This window comes from Desulforhopalus vacuolatus (assembly GCF_016918505.1).
Taxonomy (GTDB): Bacteria; Desulfobacterota; Desulfobulbia; order Desulfobulbales; family Desulfocapsaceae; genus Desulforhopalus; species Desulforhopalus vacuolatus.
Genome location: NZ_JAFFPZ010000034.1, coordinates 1 through 26,296, shown reverse-complemented (window position 1 = coordinate 26,296; position 26,296 = coordinate 1). Strand labels below are relative to the sequence as shown.

The window sequence follows — 26,296 nt, the reverse complement described above, 5'->3', positions numbered from 1 at the left end:
ATTCTCCAACAGCGGAAAGAATCCTGAAGGCCTATTCCCAAATCACTCTGACGATCATCGAGTTAGCCGGGCAAATCTTTCACCATGTCACACCACTTTCACCGTTACAAGTAAGGATGTTGGAACTTCTTGGTCTGGGACCAGAAATCTATTCCGGCCTGGAGAGTAATTCCGGATAGTTTTTCAGTTTACGCGAATGGTGAGGTTATAGGTCAGTTTAGAAAACGGATATCAAACATTCCACATTTGGAACCTGATATATCCATAAACGGAAAAATAGGGTTGATTTTAAAAAGCCTTACCTTATATGAAGAGGATTTCAATAAAATTGTCCAATATATGACGGATCAAAGATTGAATAGAACCAGGATGGATACAGCCTACCAATCTCTGGCTTCCAATGTTTTAGGAAGCAACCAGACTTCTGTGTTAAAGCCTTTGTTTAATTTAACCCATTTTTTAACAAGTTATCGTATTGATAAAAGGGAATCCGAATACCGTGCACTTTTACTGGTTGTTGATTATCTTGAGAGCAAACTCTTACACGTACAGCTTATAGATAATCGAATGAAAGGGTATGTGCAACACTTTAAAGATTTATTAAGCAAAGATTTTGAATTGGAACAAAAAATTCAGGCAACCTACGAACGGTTTAATCTAGTTAGCATGCAATTGATGAGCCTGGTGGAAAATCTTTTTAAGGATGCAGAAAGTACACTCAAAGTAAAGTTATTGCAAATCAGTGAAAGCAGAAAAAAATTGAATGAAATTTTTCTCATTTCGACAACCACCAGTATTATTATGCTTTTGTTGATCCTTGCAATAATAGCAAGGAAAATCATTTACCCAATAAGATCCATAGCCGGTGTCATGAAAGAAGTCGAGAATAAAAATATTTCATCACGGTTTAAATATCATGGAAACGAAAACGATGAGCTCGTACGTCTTGGATTGTCTTTCAATGACATGCTGGACACCATTCAAGCAAATAATAAAGCGCTACTCAACTATCAAAATAACCTTGAAAAAAATATTTTTAAACTTGCTTCCAGTGAAAAAAAATTAAAAACTCACCGGGAAAAGTTGGAAATAGTAGTACAGAATCGTACTTCTGATTTAACCGTTGCCAATACTTTGTTAAAATGCTCGTTAAATGAAAAAGACAGCCTCCTTAAAGAGATTCATCATCGTGTCAAGAATAACCTTCAAATCATTTCCAGTCTGTTGAAGATTCAGGCAAACCAGACTAAAGATGTACAAGCAGCCGCATTGTTTAAAGACAGCCGGGAAAGGATAACATCCATGGCTCTTATTCACGAGCAACTTTATCAATCAAAAAATTTGTCTAATATTGATTTTGGAATATATGTCAGAAATTTAGTAGATAGCCTGATGCAGTCTTATAGCCGAAAATCCAGAAGAATACGAGCGGATATTGAGTCTAACAGTGTTTTTCTGGCAATTGATGTCGCAATTCCTTGTGGGTTGATTATCAATGAACTGGTATCCAATTCTTTAAAATATGCATTTCCAACAGCTCAAGAAGGCGTTATCTCGATAACTACCCGATTCGATAACAAAAACGAAATTGAAATGGTAATAGGAGATGACGGCATTGGTATTCCAGAGGATCTTGATTTTAGAAATACTAAAACATTTGGATTGCAACTCATAACAGGCCTTGTGGAGCACCAGCTTGCAGGAGAGATAGAGATCAACCGAAATATAGGGACCGAATTTCGAATCAGGTTTAAGAATTTAAACGGAAAAGAAAGGATATAGAATATGAAAGCTTCCAGTATTCTTATTGTTGAGGATGAATTTATTATTGCCAAAGACATCGAGACAAGCTTGAAGAATATGGGATATGTTGTCTGTGCCATTGTTTCATCCGGTGAAGAGGCGATTAAAAAAACCCAAAAAGAAAAACCTGATTTAGTGCTCATGGACATTATACTAAAGGGGGCAATCGATGGAATTGAAGCTGCCAGGCAAATACGCTCTCTATTTAAAATCCCGATTGTGTATCTCACTGCATACACTGATGATAATACACTTGAAAAAGCTAAAATTACCGAACCTTATGGCTATATCCTTAAACCCTTTAAAAATAGAGAGTTGAACAACGCTATTGAGATTTCCCTCTATAAAAACAAAATGGAAAAAAAGTTGATAGAGAGCGAGGAACGGTTCAAATTTTTAGCCGAAAACATGGCTGATGTAGTATGGACCCTTGACCTGAATTTTCAAACAACCTATGTGAGCCCGTCCATAGAAAAAGTACTCGGGTTCACCCCAGCGGAAAGAAAACAGCAGCCCCTTGAGAAGATGGTCACACCGGAATCCTTTAAACGAATTGCGGAAAACTTCTCCCAGGAGCGTGAAACCGAAAAGATGAATGCCGACTCGGACCGGGTTATTAGCATGGAGGTAGAATACTACCATAAAAACGGTACTATTGTCTGGACAGAAAACAGTATTAAAGGAATGAGAGATCCGGATGGTAAACTTATTGGCATATACGGTTCTTCCCGTGACATTACAGAAAAGAAAAGAGCGGAGATAGCGCTTATAGAAAGTGAAAAAAAATACAGGCTCCTTGCCGATAATGTGGCAGATGCTATTTATACAGTCAATTTAGAAACCGAAAATTTAACATATGCAAGTCCATCAATACAAAAAATGTTAGGTTACACGGCCGAGGAATATCTTACCCTCAGCACTAAAGATGTTATAACCACTGAATCATATATCAAACAACAAAAACTATTAGAGAGCCTCATAAATAAAAAACAAGCGACTGAATCTATAGAACTTGAGGCGATACACAAGGATGGCCATATAATTCCTGTCGAAATCCATGCCAGGATTGTATTTGACAAACAGGGAAATCCTGTTGAAATTTTAGGGGTATCACGTGATATAACCGACCGTAAACAAAAGGAAACAGCCCTGCGGGAGAGTGAGGAACTATATAAAAGCCTTTTTAAAAATAATCAGTCGGCAATGCTCCTTATTGACCCCGAGACTTTAAAAATCGTTGATGCCAATCCAGCTGCAATCTCCTATTACGGATGGAGCCATAAAGAGTTAATAAAGAAAAAAATCACTGATATAAATATTCTTTCAAAAGAAGAAACAATTCAGGAAATACAGAAATCAAAAAATCAACAACAAAATCACTTTTTCTTTAATCACCGGTTGTCAAACAGAGAAATTCGAAATGTTGAAGTATACAGTGGTCCTATTACTGTAAATGAAAGAGATCTTCTGTATTCGATTGTTCATGACATCACAGAGCAAAAACAAATGGAGAAGGATTTAAAAGAAAAGACCCAAACTCTTAATGACATTTTAGAGAATGCCGGAGATGGTATTTGTGTTTCTTATAACATTTCTGAATGGCCTAATGTGAAATTCAGTCATTGGAATCCCCGCATGACATCAATCACCGGTTATACGCTTGAGGAAATAAACCAGTTCGGCTGGTATCAGAAGATATACCCTGATTCGGAAACCCAACAAAAGGCAATTGAACGAATGACCAGTATGCTCCAAGGCAAAAATATCGTTGCTGAAGAGTGGACAATCGTTGATAAGGAAAAAAATATAAAAACACTCTCTATATCCACAACAATTTTAAAAACGGAAGAGAACCGAACATATGTTCTGGGAATAATGCAAGATATCAGTGAGCGGAAGAGCCAGGAAGAACAACTTCGTCAAAGCCATAAAATGGAATCCATTGGCACAATAGCCGGAGGTATCGCGCATGATTTCAACAATATTCTATACATGATTATCGGTAACGTGGAATTGGCACTTGAAGATATCCCTAACTGGAACCCGGCGTACACTAACCTTGAAGAGATCAAATCTGCCGGTCTCAGAGCAGCAGGTATTGTAAAACAATTGCTCAATTTCAGCCGTAAAGCAGATTTGGAGTTAAAACCCATAGGTATTGTTACTGTTATTAATGATGCATTAAAATTGCTTCGCTCAACGATTCCCACCACCATAGAATTTAGAAAACATCTGCCACCTGCAGAAATAACAATTCTCGCAGACCCGATTCAAATCAACCAAGTTCTGATAAATATTTGCACTAATGCCGCGCAGTTAATGGAGGATACAGGCGGGGTTTTTGAAGTTAGTGTGACTTCTGTGATATTAAATGAAGAAGCGAATGGGGACTATCTAAATTTTTCTGCAGGTAATTATGTTAAAATCACATTAACTGATACTGGACCGGGCATCCCCCATAATATCATCGACCGGATTTTTGATCCCTATTTTACAACCAAAGAGATAGGAAAGGGTTCCGGCATGGGGCTGTCTATTGTACACGGCATCGTAAAAAATCACAACGGCATTATTTCAGTTGAGAGTGTGCCTGGGAAAGGAACTACTTTCACTATCCTTTTCCCTGTGATTAATGAAAAACCTATAATGGAAATTAAAAAAACAGAAGGAATTTTATATGGTACAGAAATAATCCTTTTTGTTGATGATGAACAAACAATTACGGAAATGATGCAAAAAGTTCTGGAAAGGTTAGGCTATAGGGTTGAAACAACTATGAATCCAATAGAAGCAATTGAAATGTTTCAATCCAAACCCGATATGTTTGATCTGGTCATTTCTGATATGACCATGCCACAGATGACCGGTTCCAAATTATCTAAAAAATTAAAGGAAATACGATCGGATATCCCTATCATTATATGCACAGGGCACAGCTCACTTATCAATGAAGAAAAAGCAAAGGAACTTGAAATTGCTGCTTATGTAATGAAACCAGTATCCATGTTAGAAATAGCAAAAACGATTCGAGAGGTTTTGGATAAATAACAATTTTTTCCTACTTTTGGAGAGGATGTTTGCAAAATCAAAAAGCGAGCCCTATGTCTGTTATCCATCGCTTTTCATTAGGAACCGGTGGCCACAATATTTAAAATCAATGGTTTGTCCAGATTTAAACGGGTAGCCGAATTAAAGATATTATGGATCGTATACGTTTAAGGGCAGTATCTATGATTCATAGATAACCTCAGCTAAGAGGTTCATAGAATTTGAGTCGAAGGCAAATGAAATATATTAAAAACAAAATTCAAATCCTCCAGACAAGGATCTACATGGCAAAAACGAATTCCAAAATCGTTTACATTCCAATACTAAAGCTCATTCTGTGCATGGTGCTTTTCCAATATACACTTTTTGATGCCTCGGCCACATTTGGAAAAACAGGAAACAATTTAGCCCAACTAACAGATAATGAAATATCTTGGCTTGATGCCCACCCTATAATTCGGTTAGCACCAGATCCGGAGTTCCAGCCGATTGAATTTTTTGACAAGGAGGGAAATTATGATGGTATTGGAGCCGATTATGTGAGGCTGATTTCTGAAAAGTTGGGCATCAAATTTGAGGTTGTCAAATGTACAAATTGGGATGATGTCCTTGCCAGAATGAAACGACATGAAGTTGATGTTTTAAATGCAGTTGTAAAGACACCCCAACGGGAAAAGTATTTGCATTTCCCTCCGCCATACTTAGAAATCCCCTCCGCCATCATAGTTAGAAAAAATGTGACCAAAGAGTTAACTTTGGACTCGCTGAAGGGGCTGCATGTTGTAATGATTTCCGGTTATGGCTATGTAGATTTGGTCCGAAATAAGTACCCTGAGATTCAAATCGAATTGGTCTCTGACTTGAAATCCGCCTTGCAAAAAGTTTCTTTTGGAATGGCCGACGCCTTTGTGGGTGACTTGGCAACTGCCAGTTTCTATATCGAATTAGAAGGAATCACAAATTTGAAAATGGCAGGCGAATCTGAGCCTCCGAATATTTCTGGATTTGCGGTGCGTTCTGACTGGCCTGAGCTCGGTCGCATTCTAGAAAAAGGAGTTGCACTACTGACAGAAGAAGAGCGAAAAGACATTTTCAAGAAGTGGATTCACCTTGCGGCGGAACCTGGGGTAACCAGGAGAGAGTTAAAAAAACTGATGGTGTTTATATTCAGTTTTATTACTCTGGTTATTGTTGGTTTTTTGCTTTGGAATCGTCAATTAAAACGTATGGTAAATCTCAAAACTGAAGATCTCAGCAAAGAAATAAAAGAGCACAACCGAGCACAAGAAGCTCTGAAGGAGAGTGAAACCCATTTGCGTACCCTTCTCAAAATAATTCCGGATCTTGTCTGGCTCAAAGATTCCAATGGAATTTACCTTGCCTGCAATTCCAAATTTGAACGATTCTTTGGTGCAAAAGAGAAAGATATCGTAGGCAAAACAGATTACGATTTTGTTCCTAAGGAGCTGGCTGACTTTTTCCGAAAGAATGATTTGGCAGCAATTGATAAAAAAGTTCCAAGCTTGAACGAAGAAGAAATTGCCTATGCTGATGACGGGCATCGTGAAATTCTCGAAACAATAAAGACACCCATGTACGGGAAAGATGGTCAACTCATTGGAGTTTTAGGAATTGCGCGGGATATAACTGAACGTAAGCAGGCAGAAGAAGATAGAAAACAAATGGAAGAAAAACTCCGGCAAAGCCACAAAATGGAGGCAATTGGAACATTGGCAGGCGGGATTGCCCATGACTTTAACAATATTTTAGCGGCTATTCTTGGTTATGCTGAAATGGTAAGCGATGAGGTGCCAGAGTTCAGCCCAGCCCAAAAGGATATTCAGGAAGTTTTGAAGGCTGGAAAGCGGGCAAAAGAATTGGTGAAACATATTCTTACCTTTAGCCGTAAATCAGGACAAGAGCATGTCCCCGTAGATATTCATTTGATAGCGAAAGAAGCTCTTAATCTCCTCAGAGCATCTATCCCCACCACGATTGAAATACATCAAGAAATTGACCCTAAATGCGGGACAGTTCACTCTAATCCAACTCAAATTCACCAGATATTGATGAATCTCTGCACAAATGCGGCTCAGGCAATGGATGAAAAAGGTGGAATTTTAAAAGTTTCTCTGGACTGTACAGATCTTCCTGAAGAGGTTTTACAAAAAGATCCAACCATGAAACCAGGGCAATATGTAAAACTGACAGTAAGCGATAACGGGCCTGGCATTGACAAGGACATCATTGATCGGATTTTTGATCCTTACTATACAACAAAAGAAATTGGTAAAGGCTCCGGTATGGGGTTGACGGTAGTACACGGAATTGTGAAAAGCCATGATGGTATAATTATGGTTGAGAGTAAACTTGGTAACGGCGCGACATTTACAGTGTTCTTGCCAAACGCGGAAGAGGAGTTTCAACAAGAAACTGAAATAGTATTTTCTCTGCCAACTGGAAATGAACGAGTTCTAGTTGTCGATGATGAAGAAACTGTCGCTGAAATGACAAAACGGAGGCTCGAAAGCCTTGGTTATCAGGTGACATTAGAAACTGACAGTATAAAAGCTCTTGAGTTGTTTCGTTCCAATCCGCATGCTTTTGACCTCATTATTTCTGACCAGACAATGCCTATTCTGACAGGTGAGCAACTGGCCAGGGAGTTACTGAACATCAAACCCGATATTCCTATTATCATCTGTACTGGATACAGCTCAAAGATAGATGTTGAAAAAGCCAATTCTATTGGTATCAGCGCCTTCCTCATGAAACCTGTTGACAACGTAGAGCTATCAAAGACGGTTCGTCAAACTTTAGATGCCTTGTGACGCCTGGAACATTAAGAAGATTTGCTGATGGCTTGATTTGTGCGTCCTTGCTAAAGTAGAGGACTTACACCAATTACATTTTGTATTGACCAGAAAACGTAACTGCATAGACATCTTTTTTGCCTTTATTCGAATGTTTAGAGCTTTCCTTTGGCAAAAAGTTTTTCGCTGTTCCGTCTTTTGCTTTTCCCTGTCTCCCGTCTCCTTTCTCCTGTCTCCCATCCCCCTGCCTTTACATTCGCACGTTACCCTGCCGTAGCCGGGCTGCCTCCTCCAAGCCACCGTTACCGGATAACCGTTGCAATAACGCTACACCGTTACCGTTCCCTTCGGTCTTTCCACTTCGTGTCGTGGTCTCCGCTTCGCTCCGGCTCGCCTCCATCAGGCTGGGTCTGGGACTTGCTCATTATAGTCCAAATTACTATAATGAACTCACCCTTAAGAACGTGTGTCGTGCCCGGCACATGTCTTGAGCTGAATACTATCGATTGACAATAGTATCAGTCGGGGGTATTATTGAATTATGGTCAAGACATTTAAATGCAAAGAAACAAAAAAAGTTTGGAATAGAGAATTTTCTAATAAATTTTCAAAAAACATCCAAACAAAAGCAAGGCGTAAATTAATTATACTTGCTTCAGCTTCTACGCTGAACGACCTAAGAGTTCCACCATCAAATCGCCTTGAAAAACTAAAAGGTGATCGAAATGGCCAATACTCTATAAGAATAAACAATCAATGGAGAGTATGTTTCTATTTCAATGATGGTGAAGCAACTGAGGTTGAGATTGTAGATTATCATTAGGAGGTAAAACTATGGTACACAAAATACCTTTAGAGCACCCTGGTATTATAGTGAAAGAAGAGTTTCTCGAAGCGCTTGAGTTAACTGTATATGCTGTATCAAAAGGAACAGGGATTCCTCAAACGGCTCTTGGAGAAATCTTAAAAGGGAAAAGAAATATTTCACCCATTAATGCTTTGAAATTATCTAAATTTTTCAATGTTTCTGAAAATTTTTTCTTAAAAATACAATCAAGGTATGATCTTGATAAGGCAAAAGAAAAAGCTGAAAAACCTCTTTCTAAAATCATTCCTTTCAAAAGGATAGACCTTGAAAATCAAGAAAGTTTAGAAGCATAAAAAATATATTTATATATCGGGAGAGGAACGGCCATCACTGACCGCCCCTCCCCCACCACCAAGTGTATGGATCGCGTACTAAGGCAGTTCGGCTGATCAAGACAGGAGTTGTATACCTGGGAGAAAAAGACCAGGAATTCTTCGGAAACAGGCATTCGGTAATGCGATTATTACCCACTTGACTCTGCTCATTCGCCAAGATTTTTTACGGGTATTTCCCGTACTGACCGCTGACTTATCTGACTTATGATAGATACCCCGTTTCTTCAGCTCCCGGACACGGGTTCGCGGCTTCTTCCACTGTTTCCGGAGGATACTCCGTAGACGCCTCTTTATCCCCACCATTCGGCTGGGGCTACCGTTTCGGACCTTCCCTTCATCCAGTCTGCCACCTCCCGGTTTTCTCTATTCACCGGGCTCGTTTACTGGCCTGCTATATGCCCTCTGCTGACTTCCGTTGTACGATAAGCGCACCTTGCGGTTTGCTCACTCATCACATCAAGGACCCATCAATGAGATACAGCGGATCTCCGGGGGTGAATACATGTCTTTCCATACTGTGCCGACCACGCACCTGATCCTTAAAAGATGAATAGAGGTATTAAAACTGTCTCAAAGTCTTCGCTATCTGCGCCGTCCCAATCAGATTCGCCTGACTCGATTTCTGTACGTCGCCCCGTACATTCCGCGTTACCCTGCCGTAGCCGGGCTGCCTCCTCCAAGCCACCGTTACCGTTCCCTTCAGTCTTTCCACTTCGTGTCGTGGTCTCCGCTTCGCTCCGGATCGCCTCCATCAGGCTGAGTCTGGGACTTGCTCATTATAGTCCAAATTACTATAATGAACTCACCCTTAAGAACGTGTGCCGAAAACAATAATAAAATTAACTGGGTATTTAAGATGGATGATTACGAGAAATACGAGAAGAAGTGTAAAAAAATAAGAGAAGCCAATGAACACCTGTTAAATGATTTTGAAGATTGGCTGAAGTCGACCGGTTTGTCAGAAAAGACGATAAAAAATCATCTTTCAAATATTGATTTCTACGTAAATGAATACTTGCTTTACGAAGATGTAACAGAAGCAAAAGATGGGACCTGTGCTATTGACATGTTTCTTGGGTATTGGTTTATAAGAAAGGCAATGTGGGCAAGCCAGTCAAGTATCAAAGGTAATGCAACCAGCTTAAAAAAGTTTTACACATTCATGTGTGAGAAAGGTTTGATAGATAAAAAAGACCTGACAAATTTAAAACAAACTATAAAAGAGAAAATGCCCGAATGGTTGGAAAACTTAGGGCGCTATGATGACCTGTCAATTGAAGATGTTTGGTGATATAGAATAAAATCACCTAACGAATAAGGTTAGATCGTGAGAGCGGAGCGAACCAGGATCTGAACCGTTTGTTGGACAAGCCCGATTATATATAGAAAAGAGCTTTTTGGGTTTGAGGACTCTGAATTAAACAGAAGTGAAGTACAGCCTGCATATAGTTTTGCAAAATAAGGTTTCCGGGTATCCGGAGCCACCGTTACATCAGAGGAGAGCAAGATATGGCAGTTGGGTGGGCGCAGGATGGTGCTGTTCAGGAACAGATTGATGCCAACGTGGCAGACGCGGTGAAACGCGTGCGTGAACAGATGCAGAGTGGTGAGAGTCTCACCCATTGCGAGGAATGTGATGAACCAATTCCCGAGGCACGCCGCAAAGCAATATCGGGGGTTCGTCTTTGCATCGCCTGTCAGCAGGAAGCAGAGAAAGAGCGTGCATCAACCTCTCTTTACAACCGTCGCGGCAGCAAGGACAGCCAGTTAAAATGATCTTCGCCTGCCGCCCCTGGAATAAAGCAGTCCGGCAGTCCGGACAAACCGCAAAGCAGTTGCCAAAAGAGATACAACCTATTAAAATAATAAGATGTTGTTTATACTCAGAATTACGGCGAAAAAATATAAAATATTTCTATAAACAAAGGTGACTTCATGGCTGTTCAAGAAATTGCAAAAGGGATCTATTCTGTCGGTGCACGCGACTGGGACATACGCGACATGCACGGCTACTCCACCAATCGCGGGACCACCTACAACGCCTACCTCATCATCGACAAAAAAATCACCCTGCTCGATACCGTAAAGCACTATTGCATGGATCAGCTTCTTGAGAATATCCGTCAGATTATTGATCCGGCAAAGATCGACTATATTGTCGCCAACCATGTTGAAATGGACCACAGTGGCGGACTGACACAGATGATGGAACTGTGTAAACCGGAAAAATTGATCTGTTCCCCCATGGGAAAAAAAGCCCTGCTCGACCACTTTCACCATGAAGAATGGCCCTATGAAGTAGTAAAATCGGGCAACCAAATTTCTCTCGGAAAACGTACCCTGCAATTCCTTGAAACTCGAATGCTTCACTGGCCGGATTCCATGTTCAGCTATCTTAAAGAAGAAGGTATCCTCTTCTCCAACGACGCCTTTGCAGAACATCTCTGTACCAGTGAACTCTATGATGACGAGATTGACCTGAGCCTCCTGATGCAGGAGTGCGGCAAATACTACGCAAACATTCTCTACCCCTACTCCGGGCTGGTAAAAAAAGTAATGGAGACAGTGGACGAGATGAACCTTGATATCAAGATGATCGCTCCGGACCACGGTGTCATCTGGCGAAAACATATTGACACCATCTTTGAGGCCTACCGGCAGTGGAGCAGCGGGACCGCCAGTAAAAAGGTCCTGGTCATCTATGAAACGATGTGGGATTCTACCCGCAAGATGGCGTTTGCAGTGGAAAAAGGACTGCTTGAAAACGATGTCTCGGTAAAGATGATCAACCTGAAAACCATGCACTACAGTGACGTTATTGCTGAAGTGCTTGATGCCCGGGCTATTCTCCTCGGTTCCTCTACCCTCAACAACGGCATGTTGCCGGCAATGAACAATTTCATCTACTATATGAAAGGACTGAAGCCGTTTAATAAACTTGCTGCCAGTTTTGGCTCCTTCGGCTGGAGCGGCGAGGCTGTGGGGTTAATGAATGGTATCCTCGAAGGTCTCAAACTGGAACTCGTTGACAGCGGTATCAAGCACAAATATGTGCCAACTGAAGAAGCCCTTGAAGCCTGCACTGAGATGGGACGCCGCGTCGGTGCAAAAGTCGCGGGCGAATTCACCGTATGAGCATAAGGTTCCCATAAGAAGTGGTGCCTGCTGCAGCGGGCACCACTCTCTGGTGAGACTCACGGTACCCTGAAGAGTTCCCTGAATTTTGAAGTACAGGTAAAAGCAAATACGGCAAAAGAGATGGAAGCTTTTGCTTCCTGATCATCATTTTTTTACCTCCCGGAGGCACAGGATATGAGCATCGTAAAATACAGCGCACTCACACTTTTTAACTGGTTAAAGAACGGAGAAGATATTGCAGTTCTTGACGTCCGCAGCAGCGAGGACTTCGCCCGTCAAAAGGTGGAGGCACCACGCCCCTTCCTGCAGGAAAATATCTCCTATTACGATTTTCTGGAGATTGAGGAAGCCTGTGTGCGACGGGTACGGGAGTTTGCCGGGAACCGGCCAATCCGCATACTCTGCGTCCTTGGCCGTGCAGCCAGATATGTATCTGAAATTCTTGAGAAAAATGGATTCACTGACATTCAATACCTTGATGGTGGAATCAACGCATGGGGTACATTTCTTATCCCTGTGCTGCTCAATCCGGGCAAAGAGTATGAAATCTATCAGTTTATTCGTCCCGGCAAGGCTTCGTGTTCTTATGGCCTGGTAAAAGACGGGGAAATGCAGCTCTTCGATCCGAGCCACAATACAAAATTCTATCTCGATTTCGCCGCCGAAAAAAACGTAAAAATAAGCCGCACTTTCGAGACACATCTGCAGGCTGACTATATCGCGGGCAGTCGTGCCCTCATGGAGCAGGCGGGAGCAGAATTTCTCGCCAATGAGGCAGACTTTGCCGATGCACAATTTCAATACACGCCCCTGAAGAACGGGGCAGACTACGGCCCGGAAGGCCTTCCGGTAGAGATACATTTCACCCCCGGCCACACCCCCGGCTCAACAAGTTACCTTGTGGATAATCAATGGCTTATCTCCGGAGACACCGTCTTTATCCAGTCGGTGGGACGTCCGGATCTCGGAGGAGAGGTTGAGACCTGGTCGGACATGCTCTTTGACACCCTTGCCCACGTCCGTAAAATAGCTGATAACGTAAACATCCTGCCCGGTCACTTCATGTCCTGGGAAGAAGCAACCAGCATAAATGGTGATCTCGCCTTTACCGCACCCTTTTCTCAGGTGCTGGAATTTAACCGTGCCATCTACTCCATCGACAACAAAAAAGAATTTCTTGCCTTTATCAAAGCGAATATGCGCCAGCAGCCGGAGGAGTATGCCACCATCCGTCAAATCAATGCCGGGCTGAAGAGTATATCACCGGAGGAAGAGGAGATCCTCGACCTTGGCAAGAATCAGTGTGCGGCCAGTGCGAAGGCAGCACAAAAAACTGCTGAGGAGAGTTAAGGAGAATGGCTGTCACTCTGTATGACAGCTACGACGCGGAGCCGGAGGATGTTTTCGAGGCACTGCCGGAGGGCCTTTACCGCCAATTTTATGATCTTGAGATGGCGGAGACGTGTGAAGATGCACGTCACTGGGATCGTACCCTGCCCTCCGGCAACATTCTTGAGCTCGGCTGCGGCTCAGGCCGTGTTACTCACGGCCTCGTCCGCCCCGACCGGCAGCTCGTCGCCATTGATCTCAGCACCTCCATGCTGACGCAGGCACAGAAATTGTGCAGAAATATTCCCCCTTCTCAGCGTCCTGCTCTGCTGCGCATGGACATGACCGCACCAGCCTTTGCAGCCGCCAGCTTCCACGGCATTGTTATCCCCTGGAACACCCTTAACCTGCTTTCCGGAAACGCCATCAGTCACTGCCTCTCTTCCTGCCGCGAACTGCTCCGTAAAGACGGCCTGCTCGGTTTACACCTGCATATCCCGGGAGAGAACTTCCGCGCTCAAACAACCCACACCTTTCAGTTTAAGATTTTTGACATGGAAGGCGGTGGATGTTTGATAAAGGAGACGCTGCGCAAATTTAATCCGCTGGAAGAACGAATAGAGATTGAAGAGCGCTACCGACTGCGACCCATGAAGAAAGGGAAAGAAAATCGGGATTTTTCGACAGAATACACCATCTGCGGCTGGGAGCGCACACGGTGGCGCGAACTCTTTGCGGAGTGCGGGTTGCAAATACGCGAAGAGAAGGAAGAAGAGGGCTGGCTTCTGCTGCTTGGGAAGGATGGAAAAAAGGAGACAGGAGAAGGGAGACGGGAGAAAGGGAAAAGCAAAAGACGGTAAGGCAATTTGTAACCACGAATGGACACGAATTTTCACTAATGGGAACCTTGAATAATCAGTCTTTCGCCCATCTTCTTCGTTACAGTCAAAAATTTATCCTCGCAATATCAAACATATAGCTCCGGTAAATTTTCTCCTGTGCCTTGAATATGAACGAAATACAAGATTATTCAAGGGACCCTAATACAACTTATATTTTTTACTGATCAGAGAACACGACTGCGTGGAAATCTTTTTTGGCGATTACGAATGGATAAACAGGATGTAAAACGAGCATAACTTAATAGAAATGGTCTAATCATGCGAAAAATGGCATTTTTTATAAAAGCGTAACTTCTTAAAGTTTTTCGCTGTTCCGTCTTTTGCTTTTCCCTGTCTCCCATCTCCCTGCCTTTGAATTCGCCAATAGAAAGTCATTCCACCGTTATCGTTACGTTTGTCGTCAGTGTGTAGACAAGGCATGCCTTGTCTCTACATCATCGCCGGGATCACTGTTGTAGCAATTTTTCACCAGTGATGATGGATGCCACCGTTATCACCCCGTGGTGATAATGTGGCGGGTATGTTTCGCGGGTTATTGGTGTTCCGTATTCGAAATGCTTTTGCCTTCCTTCGTGTTCCTTCGTGTTCTTCGCGGTAAAAAAATGCCTTACCGTCTTTTGCTTTTCCCCGTCTCCCGTCTCCCGTCTCCCTTCTCCTGCAGATTTTTTAAATCTTTAGCTCTTCTCTTGACCTGGATCAAAGTCAGGCCTGCTCCTGCCGGGTAAAGTCTATCCATCATCAACACGGATCCCTGAATCATCAGAAGTACCAGGGTTCCCCCCAGGTACCATACCTGACAAAATACAACAGGAGAAAACAATGTTCTGTAACCAATGTGAACAAACCGCCAAAGGCACCGGCTGCACCGTCGTCGGTATATGTGGCAAAAGTGAAGACGTCGCCGCCCTGCAGGACCTGCTCACCTTTGCCATCCAGGGTCTCTCTCTGGTTGCCGTTGAAGGGCGCAAAGTGGGCGTCATTGATAATAAAATCGACCGTTTCGTCGCAGAATCCATCTTCGCCTGCCTGACCAATGTAGACTTTGATCCGAAACGATTCCAGAAATGGATTAATGAAACTGTACAGTATCGTGACGACCTGAAAAAACGTGTTGAGGCCGCAGGAGGCAAAGTTGAATCTGACGCTGACGCCCTGACCTTCGCACCTGCCCTTGAGCTGAAGAACCTCTACGCCCAGGGAAAGGCCCTCGACCTGATGCAGTCCCTTGATGATAATGAGGACCTCCGTTCCCTCAAGCAGATCACCGTCTACGGTCTCCGCGGTCTCGCAGCGTACGCCGACCACGCCGCCATTCTCGGCAGAGAAGACGAATCAGTCTATGCCTTCATATATGAAACCATGGCAGACTTCACCCGCAAAGGCCAGAGCCTTGAAACACTCGTCGGCACTGCCCTGAAATGCGGTGAAGTCAACGTCAAGGCAATGGAACTGCTTGATGCCGGCAACACCGGGACCTACGGGCACCCCGTCCCCACAGAAGTACCGCTGGGGCATAAGGCTGGCAAGGCCATCCTCATCACCGGACATGACCTGCGTGACCTCGAGTTACTCCTCAAGCAGACTGAAGGCAAAGGCATCACCGTCTACACCCATGGTGAAATGCTTCCCTGTCACGGCTACCCCGAGCTGAAAAAGTACCCGCATTTCTATGGCCATTTCGGTACCGCATGGCAGAATCAACAAAAAGAATTCCCCACCTTCCCGGGGGCGATTCTCTTCACCACCAACTGCATCCAGAAACCGAAGCCTGAATACAAAGACCGTGTCTTCACCACAGGCCTTGTCGGCTGGCCCGATCAGGTACATATCGAGGACGACAAAGATTTCACCCCCGTTATTGAGAAAGCGCTCTCCATGCCCGGTTTCACAGAAGATGAGGACAAAGGCAGTGTAATGAGCGGCTTCGCCCACAACGCCGTACTCGGCATAGCTGACAAAGTAATTGCGGGGGTAAAGGGCGGCGACATCCGTCACTTCTTCCTCGTCGGCGGCTGTGATGGTGCCAGACCGGGTCGTAATTACTACACTGAGCTGGTAGAAAAAATTCCTCAGGACTGCATCGTTCTCACCCTCGCCTGCGGCAAGTTTCGTTTCTTTGACAAGAAACTGGGTGATATCAACGGCATCCCGCGTTTGCTCGACATTGGTCAGTGCAACGATACCCACTCCGCCATTAAAATTGCTCTCGCACTTTCCAAAGCCTTTGACTGCAGTGTCAACGATCTGCCTCTCTCCATCATTCTCTCCTGGTATGAGCAAAAGGCAGTCGTTATTCTTCTCTCCCTCTTCAGTCTTGGGATCAAGGACATTCGCCTTGGACCCACGCTGCCGGCATTTATCTCTCCCAACGTACTCGATGTGCTGGTAGAGAATTTCGCCTGCAAGCCGATCAGCACCGCCGATGAAGATTTGAAGACTATCCTCGGTTGAAAACGTTAATCTGCCGAAAGTTCAAATGAGTAAAAGTGGGCAGGTTTCCTTGAAACCTGCCCGCTTTGTTTATAGACTCTCCCTGCGGAAAAACGGGGAAAAAGCAGGGCAACACAACCTGCTGACATTCGTTGTGGTATAATACCATTCCTATTTTGTATTGATTCATCACCGTTGATGGAAAATTGGCACGGCAGTGGTTTCCCACAATGTTGTTGTGTAGACAAGGCATGCCTTGTCTCTACGGTGGCGGCAATCAGCGAAATGGCAACCATCACCGATAACCCGCGAAACAATACACGCCATGTTGTCATAACGGTGGAATTACACATCATTGGTGAAAGATCGGCACAACAGTGATTTCAGCAATGGTGTTGTAGAGACAAGGCATGCCTTGTCTACACGGTGACGGTAAACGTAACGATAACGGTGAAATGATATAACCATTGATGAAAAAATCGGTACGGCGGTAGTTTCCCGTAATGTCGTTGTGTAGACAAGGCATCTGCAACCGGGATTGGGCCTCCTTAAACGGGGGCACAACTTAATAGGAATGGTATAAGACTGCTTCAAGATGTTCTTGTAAAAGAACGAATCCACAAAAAGAGAAGAGAACATGAAACAAACAAGAAAAATAATCAAAATAGACGAAGAACTCTGCGACGGCTGCGGCCTCTGCGTGCCAGACTGCGCCGAAGGCTCACTGCGCATTATCAACGGCAAGGCAAAGTTAATGGCCGACAAACTCTGCGATGGACTCGGTGCCTGCCTGGGCTCCTGTCCCACCGGTGCGCTGACCATTGAGGAACGCGAGGCCGACCACTTTGACGAGGAAGCCGTAGAGGAATTTCTCTCCGCTGAAAAGAAAGGCGGCTGCCCATCCGCAGCAGTGCACTCTTTTGCTCCGGTACAGGGTCAGCAGCAGGCCAGCGGACCAGAGGATCAGTCAGCGATGCAGAAAGCGATGAAAGAGGGTGTCTCTTTTACGGATAACAACAGCGATTCTCTACTCTCCCACTGGCCGGTCCAGCTTCGCCTGATACCACCCTCTGCGCCCTTTCTGCAGGGAGCAGATCTGCTTGTCGCCGCCGACTGCACCGCCGTTTCAGCCGGCAATTTTCAGCAGAAGTATCTTGCAGGGAAAGTGGTTGTCATGAGCTGTCCAAAATTCGATGACCAGAATCTCCAGATAGAAAAATTGACCCGGATATTCAGTGAAGCGAAGCTCCGCAGTATCACCATCCTCTTAATGGAGGTGCCTTGCTGCTCTTCAATGAACCGCCTTATCAAAACAGCTCTGGAACGTTCTGGTGTGGAAATCCCTGTGGAACAGATCATCATTTCGCTGCAGGGAAAGGAGTTGTCACGCGAGAAGTGGAGAAAAGAAGCGGTACTGCCTTTGGTGAATATGGTCTGAAAAAGGGAAAGGCAAAAAACATTTTTTACCGCGAAGAACGCTAAGGAACGCGAAGAACGGCAAAAGCATTTGAGAATAAAGATTTTTTAAATTTAAAGCGGGAAGGACGGGGAAAGGGAGGAAGGAGTCTCCTTCCTCCTTCCTCTCTTTCGCGGAGATGGCAGGATGTTTTTACCAGCGCAGACTCACCGCCCCCCCCTGCTGGACAATGCCAACACCGCTGGTCTGCAGGAGCTGAAAAAGCGGCCGACCGAAGAAAAACAGTTCGAGGCCGAGACTCATTCCCCGTCCCCCTGCAAGCCGATCGCGAAAGCGGAGATCAAGGCGCACCCGCTCCTCAACCTCCGCTTTTTCTTTTGCCGAAAGACTTTCCAGGTCGGAGAAGAAATCGCAGGAACAGGCTTTTTCATGTTCTTCTATGAAAGGCAGCAGCTCATGCCCGTTGCCGAGAACAGCACGCCGGTCAAGAGTATCCTGCTCCATCAGGGCAAGAATCTCTGCGGGATCCCAGCACTTCAGCACCTGACAGGCCTGTGGTCGAAAGGAGTAAATCATGCAGCCCTTTTCTTCTGAGAAATAGCGACAGCTCCAGCTCCCCCCCTCTCCAGAGATTTTCACCAGCTCCACAGTCACCGGTTCCACGCCACCAGGTTTATTGACCAGCTCGCCACGGCGTACGGTGAGCAGATGCTCCAGCGGAATGCGTCTTTCCTGCAACAGCGACAGGTCGACACTGTGCAGGGCGGGTCCCCCCGCGCGGCAGCAGTCGCCGCAACGATGACAGGTGGTCTGTATCTCTTTCTTCACTTTTTTCATCTTGACTCCGACAATCCTTGCATTTTACGTCTCCTCAGATAGACTTTAGGGACCCTTTAGGTTGAAATTCTTTCAGGAGGAAAACATGAAAATAATTCTCTATAAATCAGCTCTCTGTCCCCGCTGTCACGTGGTACAAACCATGCTGGAGGAGATAACAATGGAACATCCCGATCTGCAGGTGGAGGAAGTGGATATACTCACCTCTCCCCTGCGTGCACTGCGTGCCGGTGTACATATAATTCCAACCCTGGACACCGGTACTGCCCGTCTCTCCATGATTGTGCCCACCCGGGAAAAAGTGCGAACCTTTCTGCAGGCAAATGGACTTTAGGGGACCTTGAAACTGCCTGCATTTTGTTCCTCTTCTTCACTTTTTCTTAATCTCCTAAACGGTTGAGGCTGTTAATAACCGCCTCAATAGAGGCAATCGTGATATCAGTATCCACCCCAACGCCCCAGGCAGAACGTCCATCGGGACGGCGAATTTCAATATAGGCAGCCGCTTTCGCACTGGAGTTGCTGGTCAATGCATGCTCGTGATAATGCAGCAGAGTAAAATCTCCCACCACATTTTTCTTCACCCCGCTGCAGAAGGCATCAAGCGGGCCATTTCCATTCACCATGAAGGACTTTTCTTCTCCGTTCACCGCGACTGTCGCCTGCACTTCAGCCAGTGATTCCACCGTGTTTTCACTGCGGTTGTGCCGCTTCACCACGTTAAAATTTTGGAGAACCAGCGGTTTCTTTATCTGCAGATAAGATTGATTGAAGACATCATAAATTTCCTTGTGCTCCAGCTCGCGTCCTTCACGATCGGCAAAGCTCTGCACCAGCCGGCCGAATTCAGGCTGCATGGATTTGGGAAGTTTGAACCCATAATCCCGGTCCATGATGTAGGCAACACCGCCTTTCCCTGACTGGCTGTTGATTCTGATGATCGACTCGTATGTCCGCCCCACATCAGTGGGGTCAATCGGCAGATAGGGCACGGCCCAGCGGTGGCTGGAACTTGCGGCATAAGCGTTCATCCCCTTGTTGATGGCATCCTGATGTGATCCGGAAAAAGCGGTATAGACCAGTTCTCCGGCATAGGGATGCCGTGGATGCACCGGCAGCAGAGTTACGTCCTTATACACCTTGATGATGTGGTCGATGTCGCTCATATCGAGCTGCGGATCAACCCCCTGGCTGAACATGTTGAGCGCGAGGGTAACGATATCAACGTTCCCTGTCCGTTCACCGTTGCCGAAAAGCGTGCCCTCCACACGGTCTGCACCGGCCATCAGTGCCAGTTCAGTGGCCGCTACGGCGCTGCCACGGTCATTATGGGCGTGCAGACTGATAATTGCCGCCTCACGATTGTTCATTTTACTGGAGAACCACTCAATCATATCGGCATAGATATTTGGAGTAGACATTTCCACTGTTGCCGGCAGGTTAAGAATGATCCGATTTTCTTTCGTCGGCTGCATCACGTCCATCACCCGTTCACAAATTTCCAGCGAAAACTCCAGTTCGGTACCGGTGAAACTCTCGGGAGAATATTCATAGCGGAATTTCGTCTCCGGATATTTTTTTTCCTCTTCGAGGAGCATTTTCGCTCCCTGTACAGCAAGCTCGATAATCTCCTGTTTCTTCATACGGAAAACCACTTTCCGCTGGAGAATGGAGGTCGAGTTGTAAAGATGAACAATTGCCTCCTTCACTCCCTTGAGAGATTCATAGGTCTTTTCGATGAGATGTGGCCGCGCCTGAGTCAGCACCTGTATTACCACATCGGGGGGAATAAGGTTTTGCTCAATGAGAGCCCGGATAAAATCATACTCCACTGCTGCCGCAGAGGGAAAACCGACCTCAATCTCCTTGAAACCAATTTCACAGAGCAGCTGAAACATCTCCTTTTTCTTTTTCAAATCCATCGGCTGGTTGAGAGCCTGGTTGCCGTCCCGCAGATCGACAGAACACCATACAGGTGCCTTTTCAATGCGCTTGTCCGGCCAGGTGCGCTGCAGATCTTCAACAAAGGGATATGCCTTGTATTTTGCGTTATTTTGCTGAGTCATGGTTTCCTCTTCAGGGTAAATGAGATCAAAAAAAAAGAGGCCGCAGTATGTAAACTGTGGCCTCTCCATGGAAATACTGTGACGTCCGACTCAGTCGCAATCCTTCCCTGCGACAACCACAGTTGTCGTCAAATTAAGGAGGAGAAGTAGAAGCGAGTCTGCACCGGACATTATGTTTATTCCTGTAAAAATATAACGATGTGTTTAACTTCCTGATCAGAAACAAAAATACACACACAGCAATTCATGTCAAGTTCTTTTCTTTTTCACCTTCATTGGGAAATTTTCCCTGTTTTCACTACTTTCGCGCCCTTCCGGTTGACAGAGACAACGGCCCAATATATATTCTGACCTTTGTTCTCATAGTAAAAAAGACAATCAATTTACCCGAAGATGAAGCCGGATGTTTTATGCTTCATTCCGTTCTCATAACAGCACGAGGTCTCATAGATGAAAAAAGTCACAGGAGCTGAAGCAATTATAAAATTGCTCAAGGAGGAGGGAGTTTCAACTATTTTCGGCTATCCCGGCGGAGCGATTACAGATCTCTACGACGCCCTTATGGACGCTGATCTCAAAAATATCATTGCCCGCCACGAGCAGGGGGCGGTCCACGCCGCCGACGGCTACGCCAGGGTAACCGGAGATGTGGGCGTTGCACTGCTCACCTCAGGCCCCGGAGCCACCAACGGTGTCACTGGTATTGCCACCGCCTACTGCGACTCAATCCCCATTGTCGTCCTTACCGGACAGGTACCCCGCGCACTTATCGGCAACGATGCCTTCCAGGAAGTAGATATTGTCGGAATCACGCGCCCCTGCACCAAGCACAACTATCTTGTCAGCTCCATTGAGGAACTGGTGCCAACCCTGCGAGAGGCCTTTCATATTGCCCGTTCAGGCCGTCCCGGACCTGTACTGGTCGACCTGCCTAAAGATATTATTACCGCAAAGTTTGATTATCCAGCGAAAAAAGCGATGGTCATGCCAAGTTATCAGCCTAACATCGAGCCTCATCCGCGCCAGGTGGAGAAGGCCTGCAAGGCAATCATAAAGGCCAAATGTCCCGTGCTCTATGTTGGTGGCGGTGTTATCCTTGCCAATGCACAGGATGACCTGATTGAGCTGACAAGGAAGCTGAACATTCCTGTTACCATGACCCTCATGGGACTGGGTGCCTTTCCAGGAACCGATCCCCTTTCCATGGGAATGCTCGGCATGCACGGTTCTTTCTGTGCCAACATGGCAGTCGCCGAATGCGATCTGCTCATTGCTGTCGGGGCACGTTTTGATGACCGCGTCACCGGTAAACTCTCTGATTTTGCCACCAGAGCGAAGGTGATTCACATTGATATTGACCCCACCTCTATCAGTAAAAACGTACGGGTGGATATCCCTATTGTTGCCGACTGCCGCAACGCTCTCAAGGCAATCAACCAGTGGTTCAACACCCAGTCAGGAATTAACCTCGAAGAGGAAAGGGCCTGCCATCAGCCATGGTTTGAGATGATCCAGAAGTGGACAGAGCAGCACCCCATGACCTGGCATGATGATGAGTCCGGCATTATCAAACCTCAGTATGTGGTTGAAAAACTTAACGAACTTACCGGCGGAGATGCAATTATAACCACCGAGGTCGGTCAGAATCAGATGTGGGCTGCTCAATTTTTCAAGTTTAACAAGGCACGTCATTTTGTCACCTCCGGTGGTCTCGGCACCATGGGTTTCGGTCTGCCTGCAGCCATTGGAGCACAGTGTGCCTTCCCGGAAAAAACCGTCATTGATATAGCTGGCGACGGCTCCATCCAGATGAATATCCAGGAGCTGGCCACCGCACGGCAATATCACCTGCCGATCAAAATTGCTATTCTCAACAATAATTATCTTGGTATGGTACGTCAGTGGCAGGAGCTTTTCTATAATCGCCGATACTTCGCCACTCCCATGGAGGTACTGCCTGATTTCGTCGACCTCGCAAAAGCCTACGGTGCAGTCGGCCTGCGGGCAACAAAGAAATCTGAAGTCGAATCGGTAATAAAAGAAGCACTCTCCACTGATAATGTGGTGCTGATGGACTTCCGTATCGCCCGTGAAGAGAATGTCTATCCGATGGTTCCTGCCGGTAAGGCCACCACCGAAATGCTGCTGGTTTAATCTTGAGAGGAATACCCCCCATGAAACATACAATTTCCGTGCAGTTGAGAAACAACCCCGGGGTTCTCTCCCGGGTGACCGGTCTCTTCAGTGGCCGGGGCTTTAATATAGAGAGCCTCTGCGTGGCAGAAACCATGGATTGTGAAATCTCCGTCCTCACCATTGTCTCCCGGGGCGATGCGGCGGTTATTGAGCAGATTACCAAACAACTGCACAAGCTCATTGATGTGATTAAAGTCACAGATATGGCCGAATTTCCCTATGTGGAACGCGAGATGGTTCTGCTGCGCATGAAGGCTATGGAGAATACCCGTGCGGAAGTACTGCGCATTGCTGACATCTTCCGCGCCAAGGTCATAGATGTCAGCGCCAAGACCTTCACCATCGAAGTCACAGGTTCCAGCTCCAAGGTCAACGCCTGCATTGAGCTGTTACGTCCGCTGGGTATTAAAGAGATCGTCCGCACGGGCACCGTGGCCATGGCCCGCGCCCCAAAAAATAAATAAACGATCTTTCACGCTCTACCCCTGGAGGGAATATGATTCAGCCTAAAGTCCCAATAGCCCTGGAAGGTTGGCCGTTTATCGCCTTCTTTGCTTTTCTCACCCTCGTCACGGCCATACTGGGAAATGTGCCGGGAGCGTTGGTTTTCCTGATCCTCACCTGCTTTGTCCTCTGGTTCTTTCGCGATCCGGAACGTTTTGTCCCCTTTGAAGATGATGCCGTTGTCTCTCCTGCTGATGGCAAAGTCATTATCATCAAAGAGGTGGAGGATGAACGCTTCACTGGTTTGAAAGCACAGAAAATATCGATTTTCATGAACGTTTTCAATGTTCATGTCAACCGCATACCGATTGCTGGAAAGGTAGAGAAGATAGTGTACAAACCCGGTAAATTCTACAATGCCAGCAGCACAAAGGCAGAACTGGAAAACGAGTACTGCGCAAGCCTGCTTACGACCAGTTCAGGGAAGAAAATTGCCGTTGTACAGATCTCCGGTCTCATTGCCCGGCGCGTTGTCTGCTGGCTTGAACCTGGTGATAAACTTCGTACCGGTGAACGCATCGGCCTGATTCGCTTTGGTTCACGGGTTGATATCTACCTGCCGCTTGATGCCGATCTGAAGGTGGAGGTCGGTGATATGGTGCGTGGCGGAGAATCGCTGCTTGCCCGTCTCTCCTGAGGGAAGCCCCGTGCGTATCATCAGTGGTCTGGCAAAGGGGCGGCGATTACATACGCCGCCTCTGCAGCAGCAGAAACAGCTTGAGATCCGACCAACCAGTGACCGTGCCCGAGAGGCACTCTTCAGCATCCTCGGAGATACGGTGACCGGAGCAATGGTGCTTGATCTTTTTGCCGGATGCGGTTCAATTGGTCTTGAAGCCCTGAGTCGAGGGGCAAGGGGTGTGGTTTTTGTCGAGAAGAACACTCCGGCACTGGAGTTAATCAAACAAAATGTGATGACTGTTCTCAACAGCATTCCCAGAGGACAGCAGGCTGGAGAAGTCCGGCTTCTGGAGCAGGATCTGCGCCAGCAGCTGCAGTTGGAGGAGCTGTCCGAAACGATGCGACACTTTGATATTATCTTTGCCGATCCTCCATACGACACCGGGCTTTCCAGTCACATCCTCGGCGAAATTGCCGCTCGGGATATTCTCACCAGACGCGGGATACTGGTTCTTGAAGAACGTCATGATACTCCGCTTCCAGCTGCAGTCATGCAACTGTCCCGCATTGAAATGCGGAAGTATGGTGAGGCCGCCTTTCACTTCTATCGGACAATACCCCAATGAATGATCTTCCTTCGCACAAGTCCCTCGTGGTTTATCCCGGAACCTTTGATCCGATCACCATGGGCCACGTAGATATCATCTATCGTGCGCTCAACCTTTTTGATGAGCTGACTGTCGCTGTTGCAGCCAACTCCTCCAAGACTCCCCTTTTTTCCACTGAAGAGCGGGTCGAGTTGATTAAGGAGAATTTTGCACACGAACCGCGTATCAAGGTAGAAGCGGTGAAAGGTCTGGTGGTGGAATATGCCTTCCGCAAGGGGGCCATTGCTTTGGTACGGGGAATTCGTGCAGTCTCAGACTTTGACTATGAATTTCAGCTGGCACTGGCTAACCGCAAGCTTAATCGCGAGGTAGAGTCTGTGTTTCTCATGCCAGGATTCCGCTGGATTTACATCAGCTCCTCCATGCTCAAGGACATTGCCCGGAACGGCGGAGATGTAAGTGAACTGGTACCGGTAAATGTGAATACCGCAATGAAACAGAAATACGCAAACATCGACAACGGGGTACCCAACAGCTGAAGATGCCCGTTCCCATGACCATCTTCAAGACAGAATAAAAAATAAGGGTGATGATCATTTTGACCATCACCCTTATTTTTTATTTCCTTCAGCCTGGTTCCGACTTCACATCAGGGTACCCATCATACTTTCCCCGAGCTCAGCCAGCCAAGGACCTTGCCCGTTTCCACCCGGAGGATTTCCAGGTCTCGAACAATATGGGCATCAACAAGAACCCCCGCCAGAGCTTGACTGGTAGACCGTAACAGTGCTATGGATTCTACGCTGGCAGGCTCATCACTTCTGTCGATAACGTCGGCAACTGCAGAAAAGAGCTGCAAGAGATTCAGCTCAAGGGAACGTCCCTGCATCATTCGCTGCAGGCGGTCCCGTTCAGAGAGCATCTCCTCGAAGCTGGACCTGGTCCCTCCGCGCACATATTCTTCACTGTACATGCGCAATTTTTGTACAGAATCCTGTTCTTCATCGTCTTCTACAGGCATGAAGACAACAGCTGTATCAGAGGAAGGGACTTCCTTATCCCGGTCAAAGAAACTGTCAAGATTTTCTTTAATTTTATCGCCATCTTCACTGTCTGTGACGAAATTATTCACCATTCCACTTTCAGCGAAACCTCCGACAGTGGTAATAGCGCCAGCAATGGTACCTGCTGCAGATACGGCATCTTCCAGAGCTGGAGTGACCTGCTTCTTATCAGTCGCACTGAAATAAGGGGTCTCTTTTTCCTCAAAGCTGAGTGCGGGGGCAGGTTCGTCTTCCTGCAAAGAAAGAGCTGCAACAGACTCCTCCTCATCGTCCTCATCAACCAGAACAGAAGCAATCTCTTTATCTTCAGACTCGTC

Annotated in this window: 22 protein-coding genes; 19 read left to right on the top strand and 3 right to left on the bottom strand. The window is 46.1% G+C overall.

Annotated elements, in window-relative coordinates:
• Positions 1-369 precede the first annotated feature (369 nt).
• The 13 genes from JWG39_RS14240 to JWG39_RS14180 all read left to right on the top strand — a co-directional run bounded on the left by JWG39_RS14240 (position 370) and on the right by JWG39_RS14180 (position 18,104).
• Positions 370-1,782 carry a histidine kinase dimerization/phosphoacceptor domain -containing protein gene (locus tag JWG39_RS14240; protein WP_205220091.1) on the top strand — a complete coding sequence of 471 codons (1,413 nt, stop codon included), beginning with the start codon at positions 370-372 and terminating at the stop codon, positions 1,780-1,782.
• Positions 1,783-1,785: 3 nt separating this feature from the next.
• Positions 1,786-4,851 (top strand): PAS domain S-box protein, encoded by a 3,066-nt coding sequence (locus JWG39_RS14235; protein ID WP_205220090.1) that lies wholly within the window; start codon positions 1,786-1,788, stop codon positions 4,849-4,851.
• A gap of 284 nt (positions 4,852-5,135) precedes the next feature.
• Positions 5,136-7,682 (top strand): transporter substrate-binding domain-containing protein, encoded by a 2,547-nt coding sequence (locus JWG39_RS14230; protein ID WP_205220089.1) that lies wholly within the window; start codon positions 5,136-5,138, stop codon positions 7,680-7,682.
• A gap of 523 nt (positions 7,683-8,205) precedes the next feature.
• The gene (locus JWG39_RS14225) at positions 8,206-8,487 is read left to right on the top strand and encodes a type II toxin-antitoxin system RelE/ParE family toxin (RefSeq protein ID WP_205220088.1); all 282 of its coding nucleotides are present in this window, start codon (positions 8,206-8,208) and stop codon (positions 8,485-8,487) included.
• 11 nt (positions 8,488-8,498) lie between these two features.
• The gene (locus JWG39_RS14220) at positions 8,499-8,825 is read left to right on the top strand and encodes a HigA family addiction module antitoxin (RefSeq protein ID WP_205220087.1); all 327 of its coding nucleotides are present in this window, start codon (positions 8,499-8,501) and stop codon (positions 8,823-8,825) included.
• Positions 8,826-9,723: 898 nt separating this feature from the next.
• Positions 9,724-10,158: a site-specific integrase gene (locus JWG39_RS14215; protein ID WP_205220086.1), complete on the top strand. Its 435-nt coding sequence runs from the start codon at positions 9,724-9,726 to the stop codon at positions 10,156-10,158.
• Positions 10,159-10,376: 218 nt separating this feature from the next.
• Positions 10,377-10,643 carry a DksA/TraR family C4-type zinc finger protein gene (locus tag JWG39_RS14210; protein WP_205220085.1) on the top strand — a complete coding sequence of 89 codons (267 nt, stop codon included), beginning with the start codon at positions 10,377-10,379 and terminating at the stop codon, positions 10,641-10,643.
• A gap of 159 nt (positions 10,644-10,802) precedes the next feature.
• Positions 10,803-12,002 carry an FprA family A-type flavoprotein gene (locus JWG39_RS14205; protein ID WP_205220084.1) on the top strand — a complete coding sequence of 400 codons (1,200 nt, stop codon included), beginning with the start codon at positions 10,803-10,805 and terminating at the stop codon, positions 12,000-12,002.
• Between the two features lie 177 nt (positions 12,003-12,179).
• Positions 12,180-13,355, top strand: a complete 1,176-nt coding sequence (locus JWG39_RS14200) for an MBL fold metallo-hydrolase (RefSeq protein ID WP_205220083.1) — start codon at positions 12,180-12,182, stop codon at positions 13,353-13,355.
• Positions 13,356-13,360: 5 nt separating this feature from the next.
• Positions 13,361-14,194 (top strand): class I SAM-dependent methyltransferase, encoded by an 834-nt coding sequence (locus tag JWG39_RS14195; protein ID WP_205220082.1) that lies wholly within the window; start codon positions 13,361-13,363, stop codon positions 14,192-14,194.
• A gap of 861 nt (positions 14,195-15,055) precedes the next feature.
• The gene (gene hcp / locus JWG39_RS14190; RefSeq protein WP_205220081.1) at positions 15,056-16,687 is read left to right on the top strand and encodes a hydroxylamine reductase; all 1,632 of its coding nucleotides are present in this window, start codon (positions 15,056-15,058) and stop codon (positions 16,685-16,687) included.
• A gap of 177 nt (positions 16,688-16,864) precedes the next feature.
• Positions 16,865-17,047 carry a hypothetical protein gene (locus tag JWG39_RS14185; RefSeq protein WP_205220080.1) on the top strand — a complete coding sequence of 61 codons (183 nt, stop codon included), beginning with the start codon at positions 16,865-16,867 and terminating at the stop codon, positions 17,045-17,047.
• Positions 17,048-17,303: 256 nt separating this feature from the next.
• On the top strand, positions 17,304-18,104 hold the full coding sequence (locus tag JWG39_RS14180; RefSeq protein ID WP_205220079.1) for an ATP-binding protein: 801 nt from the start codon (positions 17,304-17,306) through the stop codon (positions 18,102-18,104).
• A 171-nt stretch (positions 18,105-18,275) separates the two neighbouring features.
• Here the strand turns inward: JWG39_RS14180 and JWG39_RS14175 are convergent, their stop codons facing one another.
• Positions 18,276-18,920: a YkgJ family cysteine cluster protein gene (locus JWG39_RS14175; protein WP_205220078.1), complete on the bottom strand. Its 645-nt coding sequence runs from the start codon at positions 18,918-18,920 to the stop codon at positions 18,276-18,278.
• Positions 18,921-19,005: 85 nt separating this feature from the next.
• On the opposite strand from JWG39_RS14175, the gene JWG39_RS14170 reads away from it, so the two are divergent.
• Positions 19,006-19,254 carry a thioredoxin domain-containing protein gene (locus JWG39_RS14170; RefSeq protein ID WP_205220077.1) on the top strand — a complete coding sequence of 83 codons (249 nt, stop codon included), beginning with the start codon at positions 19,006-19,008 and terminating at the stop codon, positions 19,252-19,254.
• A gap of 46 nt (positions 19,255-19,300) precedes the next feature.
• Here the strand turns inward: JWG39_RS14170 and leuA are convergent, their stop codons facing one another.
• Positions 19,301-20,986: a 2-isopropylmalate synthase gene (leuA, locus tag JWG39_RS14165; RefSeq protein ID WP_205220076.1), complete on the bottom strand. Its 1,686-nt coding sequence runs from the start codon at positions 20,984-20,986 to the stop codon at positions 19,301-19,303.
• A 450-nt stretch (positions 20,987-21,436) separates the two neighbouring features.
• Here leuA and ilvB point away from each other — a divergent pair, with 450 nt between their 5' ends.
• Genes ilvB through coaD form a run of 5 tightly spaced genes read left to right on the top strand, consistent with a single transcriptional unit; the run spans position 21,437 to position 25,454 of the window.
• A complete protein-coding gene (gene ilvB, locus JWG39_RS14160) occupies positions 21,437-23,140 on the top strand; it encodes a biosynthetic-type acetolactate synthase large subunit (protein ID WP_205220075.1) in 1,704 nt (567 codons plus the stop codon).
• 20 nt (positions 23,141-23,160) lie between these two features.
• Positions 23,161-23,646, top strand: a complete 486-nt coding sequence (gene ilvN / locus JWG39_RS14155) for an acetolactate synthase small subunit (protein WP_205220074.1) — start codon at positions 23,161-23,163, stop codon at positions 23,644-23,646.
• Positions 23,647-23,678: 32 nt separating this feature from the next.
• Positions 23,679-24,323, top strand: coding sequence for a phosphatidylserine decarboxylase family protein (locus JWG39_RS14150; RefSeq protein WP_205220073.1), 645 nt, complete (start codon positions 23,679-23,681; stop codon positions 24,321-24,323).
• Between the two features lie 10 nt (positions 24,324-24,333).
• Positions 24,334-24,933, top strand: coding sequence for a 16S rRNA (guanine(966)-N(2))-methyltransferase RsmD (rsmD, locus tag JWG39_RS14145; RefSeq protein WP_205220072.1), 600 nt, complete (start codon positions 24,334-24,336; stop codon positions 24,931-24,933).
• The gene (gene coaD / locus JWG39_RS14140) at positions 24,930-25,454 is read left to right on the top strand and encodes a pantetheine-phosphate adenylyltransferase (protein ID WP_205220071.1); all 525 of its coding nucleotides are present in this window, start codon (positions 24,930-24,932) and stop codon (positions 25,452-25,454) included. Before rsmD ends, coaD begins: the two co-directional genes overlap by 4 nt.
• A 122-nt stretch (positions 25,455-25,576) precedes the next feature.
• Here coaD and JWG39_RS14135 read toward each other — a convergent pair.
• Positions 25,577-26,296 (bottom strand): hypothetical protein (locus JWG39_RS14135; RefSeq protein WP_205220070.1); only part of this gene is annotated, 720 nt, incomplete at its 5' end.

Coding starts and splice junctions, on each gene's coding strand:
- JWG39_RS14240 (WP_205220091.1), top strand. CDS start 370: ATGGATACAGCCTACCAATCTCTGGCTTCCAATGTTTTAGGAAGCAAC.
- JWG39_RS14235 (WP_205220090.1), top strand. CDS start 1,786: ATGAAAGCTTCCAGTATTCTTATTGTTGAGGATGAATTTATTATTGCC.
- JWG39_RS14230 (WP_205220089.1), top strand. CDS start 5,136: ATGGCAAAAACGAATTCCAAAATCGTTTACATTCCAATACTAAAGCTC.
- JWG39_RS14225 (WP_205220088.1), top strand. CDS start 8,206: ATGGTCAAGACATTTAAATGCAAAGAAACAAAAAAAGTTTGGAATAGA.
- JWG39_RS14220 (WP_205220087.1), top strand. CDS start 8,499: ATGGTACACAAAATACCTTTAGAGCACCCTGGTATTATAGTGAAAGAA.
- JWG39_RS14215 (WP_205220086.1), top strand. CDS start 9,724: ATGGATGATTACGAGAAATACGAGAAGAAGTGTAAAAAAATAAGAGAA.
- JWG39_RS14210 (WP_205220085.1), top strand. CDS start 10,377: ATGGCAGTTGGGTGGGCGCAGGATGGTGCTGTTCAGGAACAGATTGAT.
- JWG39_RS14205 (WP_205220084.1), top strand. CDS start 10,803: ATGGCTGTTCAAGAAATTGCAAAAGGGATCTATTCTGTCGGTGCACGC.
- JWG39_RS14200 (WP_205220083.1), top strand. CDS start 12,180: ATGAGCATCGTAAAATACAGCGCACTCACACTTTTTAACTGGTTAAAG.
- JWG39_RS14195 (WP_205220082.1), top strand. CDS start 13,361: ATGGCTGTCACTCTGTATGACAGCTACGACGCGGAGCCGGAGGATGTT.
- hcp (WP_205220081.1), top strand. CDS start 15,056: ATGTTCTGTAACCAATGTGAACAAACCGCCAAAGGCACCGGCTGCACC.
- JWG39_RS14185 (WP_205220080.1), top strand. CDS start 16,865: ATGGAAAATTGGCACGGCAGTGGTTTCCCACAATGTTGTTGTGTAGAC.
- JWG39_RS14180 (WP_205220079.1), top strand. CDS start 17,304: ATGAAACAAACAAGAAAAATAATCAAAATAGACGAAGAACTCTGCGAC.
- JWG39_RS14175 (WP_205220078.1), bottom strand. CDS start 18,920: ATGAAAAAAGTGAAGAAAGAGATACAGACCACCTGTCATCGTTGCGGC.
- JWG39_RS14170 (WP_205220077.1), top strand. CDS start 19,006: ATGAAAATAATTCTCTATAAATCAGCTCTCTGTCCCCGCTGTCACGTG.
- leuA (WP_205220076.1), bottom strand. CDS start 20,986: ATGACTCAGCAAAATAACGCAAAATACAAGGCATATCCCTTTGTTGAA.
- ilvB (WP_205220075.1), top strand. CDS start 21,437: ATGAAAAAAGTCACAGGAGCTGAAGCAATTATAAAATTGCTCAAGGAG.
- ilvN (WP_205220074.1), top strand. CDS start 23,161: ATGAAACATACAATTTCCGTGCAGTTGAGAAACAACCCCGGGGTTCTC.
- JWG39_RS14150 (WP_205220073.1), top strand. CDS start 23,679: ATGATTCAGCCTAAAGTCCCAATAGCCCTGGAAGGTTGGCCGTTTATC.
- coaD (WP_205220071.1), top strand. CDS start 24,930: ATGAATGATCTTCCTTCGCACAAGTCCCTCGTGGTTTATCCCGGAACC.